General features: G+C 69.9%; 8 protein-coding genes. 3 read left to right on the forward strand and 5 right to left on the reverse strand.

All coding sequences use genetic code 11. From position 1 onward, the window contains the following. Positions 1–202 precede the first annotated feature (202 nt). Together I8J32_RS04985 and ttcA are read right to left on the reverse strand one after the other, a co-directional pair. Positions 203–1,108 (reverse strand): recombination-associated protein RdgC, encoded by a 906-nt coding sequence (locus tag I8J32_RS04985; RefSeq protein WP_200614717.1) that lies wholly within the window; start codon positions 1,106–1,108, stop codon positions 203–205. A 137-nt stretch (positions 1,109–1,245) separates the two neighbouring features. Then, entirely contained in the window at positions 1,246–2,190 is a 945-nt protein-coding gene (gene ttcA, locus I8J32_RS04990) for a tRNA 2-thiocytidine(32) synthetase TtcA (RefSeq protein WP_407060988.1), read from the reverse strand. Between the two features lie 320 nt (positions 2,191–2,510). Here ttcA and I8J32_RS04995 point away from each other — a divergent pair, with 320 nt between their 5' ends. After that, on the forward strand, positions 2,511–5,990 hold the full coding sequence (locus I8J32_RS04995) for a PxKF domain-containing protein (RefSeq protein ID WP_207526798.1): 3,480 nt from the start codon (positions 2,511–2,513) through the stop codon (positions 5,988–5,990). A 142-nt stretch (positions 5,991–6,132) separates the two neighbouring features. After that, positions 6,133–6,339, forward strand: coding sequence for a YdcH family protein (locus I8J32_RS05000; RefSeq protein ID WP_407061012.1), 207 nt, complete (start codon positions 6,133–6,135; stop codon positions 6,337–6,339). 96 nt (positions 6,340–6,435) lie between these two features. Here I8J32_RS05000 and plsB read toward each other — a convergent pair whose 3' ends face one another. Next, a complete protein-coding gene (gene plsB, locus I8J32_RS05005; protein WP_245156487.1) occupies positions 6,436–9,066 on the reverse strand; it encodes a glycerol-3-phosphate 1-O-acyltransferase PlsB in 2,631 nt (876 codons plus the stop codon). Between the two features lie 465 nt (positions 9,067–9,531). Continuing rightward, positions 9,532–10,407, reverse strand: a complete 876-nt coding sequence (locus I8J32_RS05010) for a hypothetical protein (protein ID WP_207526799.1) — start codon at positions 10,405–10,407, stop codon at positions 9,532–9,534. 425 nt (positions 10,408–10,832) lie between these two features. Here I8J32_RS05010 and I8J32_RS05015 point away from each other — a divergent pair, with 425 nt between their 5' ends. Next, positions 10,833–11,495 (forward strand): peroxiredoxin, encoded by a 663-nt coding sequence (locus tag I8J32_RS05015; RefSeq protein ID WP_200614708.1) that lies wholly within the window; start codon positions 10,833–10,835, stop codon positions 11,493–11,495. A gap of 42 nt (positions 11,496–11,537) precedes the next feature. Here the strand turns inward: I8J32_RS05015 and I8J32_RS05020 are convergent, their stop codons facing one another. Then, entirely contained in the window at positions 11,538–13,517 is a 1,980-nt protein-coding gene (locus tag I8J32_RS05020) for a UvrD-helicase domain-containing protein (protein ID WP_200614706.1), read from the reverse strand. Positions 13,518–13,584 lie beyond the last annotated feature (67 nt).

Consider the following 13,584-nt stretch of genomic DNA (forward strand, 5'->3'; position numbering starts at 1 on the left):
CGCGCGCTCGTCATGGTTCAAGCATAACGATGCGCGCGAAGGAATTTCCTGAACGCGGCAAGTGAATCGAGTGCCGCGCGACGTTGGCGCGCCGGCCGCCGACGGCCGGATGCCTGCGCCAGTGACCGTGGCGCGGCGCCGCTTCGGCAGGCGGCCGGCACCGAGTCGGCAGCCTGCGCTCCAGGGCGGGGCGCGTCAGGCCTCAGGCCTCCACGCGGGACAGCTTCAACGCCTTCTCCAGCACGCAGAACAGGCGCTTGACCTCGCCACTCATCAGCGCGAAGCGCGCGTCGAGCTCGGCGCGCAGGTCGTCGCGCTCGGTCGACTCCAGCGAATCCACCGCGCCGTCGAGCAGCTTGAATTTGCGCACCACCAGGTCCTCACCGAGGACGAAAGAGACGTGGTCGTCCAGCGTCAGCGCCAGGCGCGTGACCTGCTTGCCCGATTCCAGGTGCTTGCCGATCTCGTCGCCCTGCAGTTCCTGCCGCTGGCACTTCACCACGGCGCCCTGGTCGACCGGATCGCGCAGTTCGCATTCGTCGCCCAGCGAAAGCCCCTCGGGCAGCGGCTCCCCCGCCACCCATCCGGTCAGCACGCTGCGCGGCGCGACCTCGGCATTCAGCGGCAGCGCGGGAAAGCTGCCCAGCGCGCGGCGCACCTCGCTCACCACGTTCTCGCCGTTCTTGCGGCTGGAGGTGTCGATCACGACGATGCCGTGCTCCAGGTCCAGCAGCGCATCGGTGCGGCTGGGCTTGATGAAGGCGCGCGGCAGCAGGTCGGTGATCAGCTCGTCCTTGATCCGCTTGCGCGTGCGGCCGCCGGGCTTTCGACCCTCCTTGGCCTCGATTTCCTCCAGCTTGCGCGCCAGCATCTCGTTGACCACGCTGCCCGGCAGCAGCCGGTCCTCGCCGCCGACGGTCAGCCAGATCGCGTCGCGCTGGCGCGCCGCCAGCAGGTCGCTGTCGCGGCCAAAGGGCGAAATGAACCCGCGCGAGGACAGCTCCAACGGACCGACGGGCTTGAGTTGGCACTCGGTGAGGCCGGTGTCCAGGTCATCGAGCTTGGTGGCGGTGGGAAAGCGGAAGAGCGTGAGGTTGCGGAAGAACATGGGGGGCGGGACTCGAGTTGGGTGAGGAGACCCTCATGCCCGCGGGAGCGGGAATGGGTGGTCGCCGTTGTCACGGCGGTGGAGCGCACGGGGTCCGATACAGATCCCGCCTTCGCGGGAATGACGTCAGGCCAGCATCAGGGGGGCGCGCACCCGGCAGGATCGTGCCCGTCAAGGCCGCGCCCGTCGGGATCATCGTCGCCGGACGCGTGCGGTTCGCCGGCCAGCCACGCATGCGCGTCGGGCAACGGCGTTTGGCCACGGCGTCCCAGGGCAGGGAAATCGAACAGCGCCGGATCGCTCAGCTGCGCGGGCCGGACGTCGCCCAGCGCGCGGGCGATGGTCTCGATCCGGCCGGGCGATTCCTTCTCCCAGGCCTCCATCATGCGCCTGATCTGCTTGCGCTGCAGGTTTTCCTGCGAGCCGCACAGGTTGCACGGAATGATCGGGAACTGCCGGGCCTGTGCGTACGCCGCGATGTCTTCCTCGCGGACATAGGCCAGCGGCCGGATCACCACGTGCTGCCCGTCGTCGCTGAGCAGCTTGGGCGCCATGCCGCCCATCTTGGCGTGGAAGAACAGATTCAGGAAAAACGTCGATACCAGATCGTCGCGGTGGTGGCCCAGGGCGATCTTGGTGAAGCCATGCGCGGCCGCGTGCGCGTACAGCGCGCCACGACGCAGGCGCGAGCACAGCGAGCACATCGTCTTGCCCTCGGGCACGACGCGCTTGACCACGGAATAGGTGTCCTGCTCGATGATCGTGAAATCGACCCCGAGTGATTCCAGGTACTGCGGCAGCACATGCGCGGGGAAGTCGGGCTGCTTCTGGTCGAGGTTCACCGCGACGAGCTCGAACTTCACCGGCGCCTTGAGCTGCAGCTGCCGCAGGATGTCCAGCATGGTGTAGCTGTCCTTGCCGCCGGACAGGCAGACCATCACCTTGTCGCCGTCCTCGATCATGCCGAAATCGGCGATCGCGCGACCCACCTGGTGGCGCAGGCGCTTGGCCAGCTTGTGCCGTTCGTGCTCGCGGCGCTGGGCGCGCGGCTGCGGTTCGACGAGGGGCAGGAGGATGTTCACGGGGCGGATCGACAGTGCGGAGCGGCGTGGCGCGGGGGCCACGGGGCGAGCGAGGATTCTACCCGTCGCGGCCCATGCGACGGCCGCCAGATACGCTACGCAGGTCGGGTGGTCAACAGTCTGAACCGGGCATCGGTCATACTTTTTGCAACCGGTGTGCCTGCCGCTGCGGCCGTTGCAATCGGCGATACGGAAGGCCACCCGGGCCGCCACGCGGGCCCCGCGTGGAACGTGAGATGGGGAAAACAAGGATGCGAAATGGAAGCGGCCGCGCGTTGCGCGGGCTGGCACGGGCATGCGTGCGTTGGGGAAAGGCGGCGATGCGACCGTTGCCGGGACTGGTGCTGATGCTGGCGGGGCTGGGGGCGTGCGCGACCGCCTCGGCGCAGGTGCGCCAGTCCGGCGCGGTGCTGGAAGGCCGCGGCGGCGTGCTCGCGCTGGCCTCGGGCGACGGGCACAGCTGTGCGATCCGGCGCGACGGTACCGTGGCGTGCTGGGGTGCCAACTACGCGGGCCAGGCGACGCCGCCGGAAGGTCGTTTCACCCAACTGGCGGCCGGGATGATGCACACCTGTGGCCTGCGCGATGACGGCCGCCTGGAATGCTGGGGCAACATCCAGTTGCAATGGCAGGACGAATGGACGCGCTACGCCACCATTTCCTCGAACGGGTCCTACGTCTGCGGCATCCGCATGGACGGCCACGTCGAGTGCCTGGGCTGGACGCCCGACAACATCCAGACCCCCGAGCTGCTGTCGGCCTTCGCCGCCGGCGAGACGCATGCCTGCGCGCTGGCCGGCAACGGCAACGTGCGCTGCTGGGGCGACATCGGCTTCGGCGGACCGCCGCCGACGCTCCCGGGGCCGGAGGATCGCTTCAAGGCCATCGCGTCCGGCTACCGGGCCAGTTGTGGCCTGCGCGCCGACGGCACCGTGTCCTGCTGGGGCGAACCGCTGGAAGGCGTGCCGCCCACGCAGGGCGCGCGCTACTCGGCGATCACGATGGGGCGCCGCCACGCCTGCGGCCTGCGCCTGGATGGCACGGCCGATTGCTGGGGCGACAGCCGCGGCGTCCCGCCGCCGGCGACGGATCGCTTCGTTGCCCTCGCCGCCGGTGCGTACCACACCTGCGGCCTGCGCAGCGACGGCCGCCTCAGCTGCTGGGGCGAGGAGTTCCAGGGCGCGACGCTGCCGCCGGACGGCGTGTTCGGCCTGGGCAGCCTCGACGCCGGCTTCGGCTACACCTGCCAGACCCGTCCCGACGGCGCGGCGTCCTGCTGGGGCCGCGATGGCTCGGGCCAGACCCAGCCTCCGCAGGCGATGCCCTGGGAAACGCCCTGGCGCTTCACCGAAATCGGCACCGCCTTCGTGCACAGCTGCGGTCGCCGTGACGACGGCACCACGGTGTGCTGGGGCGAGCAGGGCGGCGGCCGTACCCTGCCACCGCCCGGCCTGCTGCGCATGCCTGCGCTGGGCTATCACCACGCCTGCGCGCTGGGCGATGACGGCACCGCCCGGTGCTGGGGCGAAGACACCAACGGCCAGGCGACGCCGCCGGCGGACGTGCTGCGCAGCCTCACCGCGGGCCTGGTCCACACCTGCGGCGTCCGCGACGACGGCACCGCGACGTGCTGGGGCTACGGCGGCGACGATCAGCTGATTCCCCCGCCGCCCACCGGCGAGTGGGACCTGCGCATCGCCTCCATGCAGGCGCATGACCGCGGCAACTGCGCACTGTTCACCAACAATCATGCCAGCTGCCGGGACCTGTCCTGGGGCGGAATGATCGAGGCGATGGACGAGGTGCGCGCCTACAGCGTGGGCCAGTCCAGCGTGTGCTGGATCGACGAACACAACGAGCTGCGCTGCCAGGGTTCCGGTTCGCTGGCCTACATCACGCCGCCGGCCGGACGCTTCGTCTCCGTGGCCACCGGCTCGGGGTCGGCCTGCGCCATCCGCAGCGACGGTGCGCGCGTGTGCTGGGGCGACGGCGAGGGCACCGAGTACCCGATCCTGCGGCTGGAACCGCGCGACCTGCCACCGCTGTCGATCGGCCAGCCCGTCGATTTCCCGGTGGAGCTGCAGCGTTCCACACCCGACTACGGCTCCCAGGCCGTGCCGGCCACCATCGCCGTTGCCGAAGGCACACTGCCGCCCGGCATCGTGCTGGAGAACGGGCGCCTGCAGGGCACGGCCACGCAGGGCGGCCAGTACACCGTCACCCTGGAAGGGCGCGACGCGGACGGCTTCGTCGCCTCCAGCACGATGACCCTGCGCGTGGACGACACGCCGCCGGTGGTGACCGCGCAGGTCGATGGACCGATGGGCGACAACGGCTGGTACGTGGGCGACGTGTCCATCGCCTGGTCGGTCAGTGACGACGAATCCTGGTCCTCGGGCGAGAGCGGTTGCGAACCGACGGTGCTGGCGTCCGACAGTCCGGCAGCCGGCTTCAGCTGCACCGGCACCAGCGCCGGCGGCAGCGTCACGCAGACCGTGACGATCAAGCGCGACGCGACGCCGCCGCAGACCGTCATCGGCGAAGGCCCGCTCCCGCAGACTTCGCAGACCACCGCGGAGTTCGACTTCGGTGCGGACGAGGCGCTGTCGGGGGTGGCGCGCTTCGAATGCAGCCTGGACGACGCGCCGTTCGCGAACTGCACCTCGCGCCTGACGCTCGAGAGCCTTGGCACCGGCCCGCACGTGTTCGCCGTGCGCGCCGTCGACCACGCCGGCAACACCGATCCCACGCCAGCGCTGCACTACTGGCGCGTGGATGCGTCGGCGCCGCAGATCACGTCTTCGATCGAGGGCGAGCTCGGCGCCAATGGCTGGTACATCGGCGACGTGACCGTGCGCTGGGCGGTGCAGGATCCGGATTCGCCGCTGCAGGCGATGACCGGCTGCGATCCGGTCACGTTGCGCGCCGACACGCCGGGCGCGACGTTCACCTGCACCGCCCGAAGCGCGGGCGGCAGCGCCAGCGCAACTGTATCGGTGAAGCGCGATGCCACCGCGCCGGTGGTCGTCGCCGCGCCGCAGGCCGCGCCCAATGCCAACGGCTGGCACCGCACCGACGTGGTGGTGGGCTTTGCCTGCAGCGATGCGCTGTCCGGCGTGGTCGCATGCCCGGTCGCGCAGACGCGCACGGCTGAAGGCGAATCGACCGTGGCGCCTGTCATGGTCGTCGACCAGGCCGGCAACCGCGCCATGAGCGCTCCGGTCACGGTGCGCATCGACCGCACCGCGCCGGTGCTCGCGCCGGCCGCGCCGGCCAGCCTGCTGCTCAATGCGGCGGCGGCGGCGTCGGCCAACGCCATCGATGTGGTGTCCGGGGTGTCGACGCAGTCCTGCAGCGCGGTGGTGACTTCCAGCGTCGGCACCCGGCAGGTCAACTGCACCGCCACCGACCGCGCCGGCAACACCGCCAGCGGCAGCGCGACCTATCGGGTGAACTATGGTTTCAACGGCTTCACCAGCCCGGTGCATAACCCGCCGGTGCTGAACGTGCTCAAGGCCGGCCGTTCGGTGCCGCTGCGCTGGCGCGTGGTGGACGCCAACGGTGCGCCGGTGACGAATCTCACTTCGGCCGGGGTCGCCGCGGTGGCGATCGCCTGTCCGGCGGCGGGCGAGAACCGGATCACGCTGTACGGCGGCAACAGCGCGGCGCTGCAGAACCTGGGCAACGGCTACTACCAGCTCGACTGGATGGCGGCCACGTCCCTGCGCAATCTGTGCCGCCGGCTGGAACTGGACCTGGGCGACGGCGTCCCGCGCGCCACGCAGTTCAAGTTCAATTGAAGGCAACCCGGATGCGGCGCCCCGGCGCCGCATCCGACCGAAACCGGAGCGGCAGGCCCGGCGACCACCGGGCCGCCAACGTCGATGATTTGGGGCAACCGGTCATGCCGGCGACCGGCAGGCGCGATAAGCTCGGGCCATGATCGACGCCGAAGACCCCGCCCTGATCGCACGCAGGCTGGCCGAGCTCCGGCTGGAGCATCGCGACCTCGATGTCGCCATTGAACGCCTCATCGTCGACACCACCGCCGACGAACTTGCCGTCAAACGGTTGAAGAAGCGGAAGCTGTGGCTGAAGGACTGCATCGCTCGGCTGGAGAGCGCGCTGATCCCCGACGAACCGGCCTGATCCCGGCGCACCCGACAAAAACGGCCCGCGATGCGGGCCGTTTCTTTTCAGCGGTCGGTGCGCGACGACGTGTCGCGCCACCGACGACGAACGGCGTCACCCGCCCGTGGGTGGCGACGCGGACCGGGTCGATTCCGGGCTGATCTTCTCGATGGTGTGGCGCAGCTCGCGACCCAGGATCACCTTCGCATCCTTGGCCCACGCCGACAGGCGCTGGTCGAAGGTCAGCTTGCCATTCGCGTCCACCCACACCAGGCGCAGCTCGCGCATCTTCTGGATGAAGCCGCGGAACAGCGACTTGTCGAAGAACTCCGGCGCGGCCGGCGCGTACAGCAGCGACAGGCGCTGCGCGGCCAAGTGGCACAGGCTTTCCAGCTCACCCGAACTCAGCGTGCCCGGGCCGTTCTTGGCCAGCACCGAGATGGCGATGTAATAGCGCTCGAAGGCCTGCTGCAGCGAGTGGCCGATCGTGCGCAGGCGGAACACCTCGTCACTCTGGCCCGCGTTGCGCGCCAGGATCCCGCCCTCTTCGTCGCTGATCCATTCCAGCAGGCCTTCACGCACGAACAGGTCGATCGTGTCACCCAGTCGTTGGCCGAATTCCTCGGTGGTCCACGGCAGGAACAGCTCGGCCTGCAGGAACGGGTAGACACTGCGGCCCAGTTCCAGCACGCGCGCCCGGCTCATGCGCCGGTTGTGCTGGAAGCAGCAGGCAATCCATGCGGGCGCCGTGTAAAGGTGCAGCACGTTGTTGCGGAAATAGGTCAGCAGCACGGCCTTGTCGCCGTCCACGCCGAGCACGTCGCCGAGCGGGTGGCGCGTGCGGGTGAGCACGTTGATCTCCTCGCCGTGGGCGATGATCTGTTCGGGCGTGTGCGGGGTGACCGTGACGCGGTCGGAATACGGCAGCTGCGCCAGCAGGGTCTGCGACAGCGTGATCAGCTCCACCAGGTCCGACTCGCCCATCGCGTGCTTGGGCGTGGACAGCAGCGACAACGCCAGCAGGTTGATCGGATTGACGTCCGCGGCGCGGTTGATGTTGACGTTGATCTTGTCGGCCAGCGCATCGACGGTGTCCGACAGCCACTTGGGCTTCTCGTCCTCCGGCACGGGGAGGCCATCCCACGTCGGTGCGTGCTGCGCGAGCATGTCACTGAGCCGGATCGGCTCGCCGAAATTCACCACCACCTGGCCGTAGTTGCTGCTCAGCACCTTGGGAATGCCCATCAGCAGCTGCCACACCGATTCCTTGGCCTTGGCCTTGCCGGTCAGTTCGTCGAGGTAGCTGTTGCCCTCCATCAGCTTCTCGTAGCCGATGTAGACCGGCTGGAACAGCACGGGCCGGGTCGGCTGGCGCAGGAAGCCGCGGACGGTCATCGAGATCATGCCGCCCTTGGGTTGCAGCAGGCGGCCCGTGCGCGAACGCCCGCCTTCGGTGAAGTACTCGATCGAATAACCGCCCGCCACCAGGTGCGCCACGTACTCGCTGAGCACCGCCGAGTACAACATGCTGCCGCGGATGCTGCGGCGGATGAAGAACGCGCCGCCCTTGCGCAGCAGCGTGCCCACGATCGGCAGGTTGAGGTTGACGCCGGCCACGATGTGCGGCGGCACGATGCCCTTGGTGTAGAGCAGGTAGCTCAGCAGCAGGTAGTCCATGTGGCTGCGGTGGCAGGGCACGTAGACCACTTCGAAGCCGGGCACGTCCTGCTTGAACTTCTCCAGGTGGTGCACCAGCACGCCACGGTAGATGCGGTTCCACACCGTGGTCAGCAGGAAGCTGGCCGAACGCACGACCGGATGGGAATAGTCCGCGGCGATCTCGTAGGCGAAGGTGTGGGCCTTCTTGTACGCGTCGGCGAGCGAGCTCTTGTCGCGCGCGGCCTGGTCGGCGATGGCTTCCTTGACCGAATCGGACGCCAGCACGGTGTCGATCAGCAGGCGGCGCGTGGACAGGTCGGGCCCGATGACGGCCGCGCGGATGCGGTGGAAGTGCGTACGCAGGACGCGCGAGAGCTTGCGCACCGTGCGCTCGGGCGGCAGACCTTCCTCGATGATGCCGCGCACCGACACCGGCGGGGCGAAACGGACCGTGGTGTCGCGGCCGTTGAGGGCGATGGCCAGCAGGCGGCGGAAGCGGCCGACGATGGTCCAGTTCTCGGAGAACAGCACGGAGAACCAGCCGCTGTCCTTGTCCGGTGCGCGCCCGACGAAGATCGACACCGGCACCAGCTGGACGTCGAGTTCGGGGTGCTCGCGGTGCGCCTCCAGCAGGCGCGCCAGCGATTCCGAATGCGTCTTGGCCGACGGCGGCGGGGAACCGGTCAGGGTGTTCAGCGGCGCCAGCGTGCTGACGTTGCGACGGGACAGCGCCAGGTAGGCGCGTTTGCGGCCCAGCGGATCGCCCGGCAAGGGCTGCAGCGGCGAGGGCAGGCCGGCTTCGCGGCAGGCCCGTTCGAGCACCAGCGCATTGGACAGGCCGTAGTCCTCCAGCACGTAGCACACCGGGCCCGGCAGGCTGGCGGTGTACTGCGCGGGGGCACCGGGTTCGATCTTCAGCTCGACCCAGGGCGCCATCAGGCCCCCGAGCAGGCGCACCCACCAGGGTCGACGCGCTGTGGAGGGCGCCGGACGCGGGTCGGCCGCGAAGGCGGGCGTGGGCATGGGCAGTTCCGGCTGGGCCGGCGCCGGGCTGGCCTGGCGGGTATCGATCCCGCCCGGGCCGATGGACGGGGCGGGATCGAGCGGGGCGGGCTCCAGCGCAGCGGGTTCAAACGCCGTCGTTGCCAGCGGCGGCGGGTCTTCCGCAGCGGCAGGTTCGAGTGCGGCCTGTTCGACTACGGCCGGATCGACTGCGCCTCGCTCGACTGCGGCTGGCTCGACTGCGGCCGGCCCAGCGGCGGTGGGAGCCGGGGCGAGGGGCCGCGCGCGGGCACCTTCCGCCGGGCGGGCCGCCATGGGCGTTTCGGTGGAGTCCACCCCGTCGTCGGCGGCGGCAGTTTCGGGAAGGATCACGCCGCCCTGAGGCTGCTGCGAATGGGAAGTTCCGGATGGAACGGCGCCCTCCGGCTCGGCCGGGGACATCGGCGACGGGCGGGGCGGTTCTTCCGGAAACAGGGAAGTCTGCTTCGGCATCCCGGGATTATGCCGCGCCGGGCCGTTGCGCGGCCCGGGTGCCGGCCTAGCAGGCCACTACGCCGGTGTCGCGGCCGCTTCGGCCCGGGCGCGGCGGAGCAGGTCGCTCAGGTACCAGCGGCCCTGATGCCGCTCCAGGAGCAGGTACGCATCCACCGGCTGGCCGGCCAGCGTGTACTGGATGCGCACGCGCGCCCGGTCGCCGGTCTGTTCGGCCAGCGTGATCCGGGCGTGGACCAGGACGGTATCGAAGTCGAGCCCGTAATCGCGCAACACTCCGCGCAGCTGGCCGAAGAACGGGCCCAGGCGCTGCAGGCTGCGCACCATGCCGGCGCGTCGCAGCCCGCCCTCGCCTGCAAGCCCCGTGGCGCGCGCGGCCAGGGCCAGGCGCGGTACCGCCTTGCGGGCGTGCGCGGCATCGCCCAGCGGCGCCCGCTGTCCCCACTGGCTCAGCGCGCGGATCAGCTGGGTGTAGTGGTCACGTTCGGCGCTGCTGTACTCGCCTTCGCGATTGACGTACTGGGTCGCGAACAGGCCCAGCGTCGTGGCGGCGGTGCGCAGTTCCCCGTGGGCACCGGCGAACTGGGTGCGATAGGCGGCGAGCAGACGGCGTTCGGAGCCCGGGGCCGCCAGCGCGGTGATGAAGTCGCCCAGCTGGCGGTCCAGGGGCAGCTCGGTGAGCGGCCACACGGTCCGGCCCTCGTCCCAGGCGGTCGCAAGCTGGGCATGCAGCGGCGCCGGCACGGCATGGCGGGCATAGGCGGCCAGGTCGTTCCGCCGAAGGTCGTCCACCAACTGTTCCACCGCCGCCACCGGGGCGGTGGGGGCGCGCTCCCCGAACGGCGCGGAAGCACGGTCACAGCCCCCGGACAGGACGGCCAGGCACAGCACGGCGGCGCCGGCGATGGCGCGCGGGAGAGAGGGCTGGAACATGTTTCGGGTGGTTCCCCAATCGCTGGGGCATCTTCGCGGGCGGCGGGGGACCGGACAAGCGCACGCCGTCCCGCTTCACACCAGCCGCCGGAAAAGAAAAGGGAGGCCAAGAGGCCTCCCGCAAGTCCGGCCGGAGCCGGAGGACTCGGTTGTCGCAAGGGTCCGGACGCACCGGATGGGTGCAGCGTACGGCGGATCTGAACTTGATGCAACACTTGATGTTGTCACCAATAAGTCATTGATTTCATGAGAATGCATTGACAGCCGACACCCGGTCTGCCGACCGGTCACCGCCGGCGTATAACGAAGCGGCCGCTATCACCGGCGGTCACGGACCGGCGAACCGCGCGCCGCCAGGCGGCGCTCCCTGCGTGCGCGGCGCCCCCGAACTTCCCACCCCGGGCGCCCCACGCCGGAGATCCCCCATGGCACTGCGCATCGGCGACACCGCCCCCGACTTCACGGCCGACACCACCCAGGGCCGCCTCGCCTTCCACGATTGGCTCGGAGACTCGTGGGGCGTCCTGTTCTCCCATCCAAAGGACTTCACCCCGGTGTGCACCACCGAACTGGGTTGCATGGCCCGCCTGAAACCGGAGTTCGACAAGCGCAACGTCAAGGTGATCGGATTGAGCGTGGATTCGGTGGATGACCACGCGCGCTGGGCGCAGGACATCCGCGACACCCAGGGTCAGGCACCCAACTACCCGGTCATCGGCGACTGCGACCTGTCCGTGGCCAAGCTTTACGACATGCTGCCGGCCGAGACCACGGGCACGGCGACGGGCCGCACGCCTGCCGACAACCAGACCGTGCGCACCGTGTTCGTCATCGGGCCGGACAAGAAGGTCAAGCTCGAACTCGTCTATCCGATGACCACCGGGCGCAATTTCGACGAGGTGCTGCGCGTGATCGATTCGATGCAGCTGACCGCCAAGTACAAGGTGGCCACGCCGGCGAACTGGCGGCCGGGTGAGGACGTGATCATTGCCGCGTCGGTGTCGGATGCCGATGCGCGCACGATGTTCCCGCAGGGCTGGCAGGCGCCGCGCGCCTACCTGCGCATCGTGCCGCAGCCGCGCGGCTGACCGGTTCGATCAGGCCGGGCGCGACGGCCCGACGCCGCGCGCTCAGCCTTCCAGCAGGGCCTTGATCGCCGCGAAGCCCGCACTGGCGCGTTCCTGCTTGCGCACCGCGTCGGCCGCCGGATCGGCGCCGTCGCGCTGCAGTTCAGCGGGCGGCAATTCGTCCAGGAAACGACTGGGCTTGAGTCGCATCTTGTCGCCCCAGCGCGAGGCCTCGCGCGAATGGGAGAGCCACAGTTGTTCCTTGGCGCGGGTGATCCCCACGTAGAGCAGGCGGCGCTCCTCGTCGAGGCTGCCTTCCTCCAGCGCCATCTCATGCGGAAGCGTGCCGTCCTCGCAGCCGATGATGAAGACGTAGCGGAACTCCAGGCCCTTGGCGCCGTGCATCGACATCAGCCGCACCTGGTTGCCCGCCTCGCCCTTGTCGGCGTGCGACAGCAACGCCAGCTGCGCCGCAAGCTCGCCGGGGCCCGAACCTTTGCCGCCCTCGAACCAGCCCGCCAGTTCCTCGAGGTTTTCCCGCCGGCGCTGGAAGCTGGCCTCGTCCTTGCACTGGGCGCGGATGGACGCGAGCATGCCGGACTTCTCGCCCAGCACGCGGACCAGTTCGGCCGGGCTCAGGCGCTGCGCATCGGCGCGCAGGGCGCGCACGACGCCGACGAAACCATCCAGCGCATTGGCCGCGCGCGGCGCCAGTTGCTTGAGCGCGCCCACCGATTCGGCCGCGCGCGACATCGGCATGTGCGCGCCGTGGGCCAGTTCGGCCAGGCGGGCCAGCGTCGTGGCGCCGACCTCGCGCTTGGGCGCCTGCACCGCGCGCAGGAACGCCGCGTCGTCGTCGGGATTGGCGATCAGGCGCAGCCACGCCAGCGTGTCCTTCACTTCCTGGCGTTCCAGGAACGCCGTGCCGCCACTGAGGTGGTAGGGAATGCGCAGCAGCTGCATCGCCTTTTCCAGCGGCCGCGACTGGTGGTTGCCGCGGAACAGGATGCAGAAGTCGCTCCAGGGCGCAGCGTGCTTCTGCGCGATGAAGTGGATCTCCGAGGCCACCTTCTCGGCTTCATGGGCATTGTCGCGGCACTCCCACACGCGGATGCGCTCGCCGTCGGGCTGGTCGCTCCAGAGCGTCTTGGGATGCTCGTGGAAGTTGTGCGCGATCAGCGCGTTGGCCGCGCGCAGCACGCGGTTGCTGCACCGGTAGTTCTGTTCGAGCTTGACGATTTCCAACGCCGGGTAGTCCCTGCCCAGCTGCAGCAGGTTTTCCGGGTTGGCGCCGCGCCAGGCGTAGATCGACTGGTCGTCGTCGCCCACGCAGGTGAACAGGCCCTTCTCGCCTGCAAGCGCCTTGAGCAGGCGGTACTGCGCGTCGTTGGTGTCCTGGCATTCGTCCACGAGCAGATAGCCGATGCGCTCGCGCCAGCCCAGGCGCAACTCCTCGTCGGCTTCCAGCAGCTGCACCGGCAGGCGGATGAGGTCGTCGAAGTCCACCGCGTTGAACGTCGACAGCCGTGCCTGGTACCGCTCGTAGAGCAGCGCCGCCTCCATCTCGCGCGGGCTGCCCGCGGCGGCCAGGGCCTCGGCGGGTGACAGGCCGGCGTTCTTAGCGCGCGAGATCAGGTTGCGCGCGTTGTCGAGCACGTCGGGCTTGCTGCCGGGCGGCAGCAGGTCCTTGATCTGGGCGGCGCTGTCGTCGCTGTCGAAGACGGAAAAGCCGCGTCGCAGCCCCGCCCTGGCGTGCTCGATCTGCAGGAAGCGCAGGCCCAGCGCATGGAACGTGCAGATCGTCAGGCCTTCGGCCGCGTCGCCGCGGATGCGCTTGGCCACGCGCTCCTTCATCTCGCGCGCGGATTTGTTGGTGAAGGTGATCGCGGCGATCCGACGGGCCGGAAAGCGGCCGGAGGAAATCAGGTGGGCGATCTTCTCGACGATGACACGGGTCTTGCCGCTGCCGGCGCCGGCGAGCACGAGCAGGGGACCTTCGCAGTGCATCACCGCGGCGCGCTGGGGGGGATTGAGACCGTGCATGAACGAGTCCGGAGGGGCGGCCAGTTTACCCGGTCGCCGGGCGCCGCCGACGGCGCCGCGTCGCGCT

Source organism: Lysobacter solisilvae, assembly GCF_016613535.2.
Classification (GTDB): Bacteria; Pseudomonadota; Gammaproteobacteria; order Xanthomonadales; family Xanthomonadaceae; genus Agrilutibacter; species Agrilutibacter solisilvae.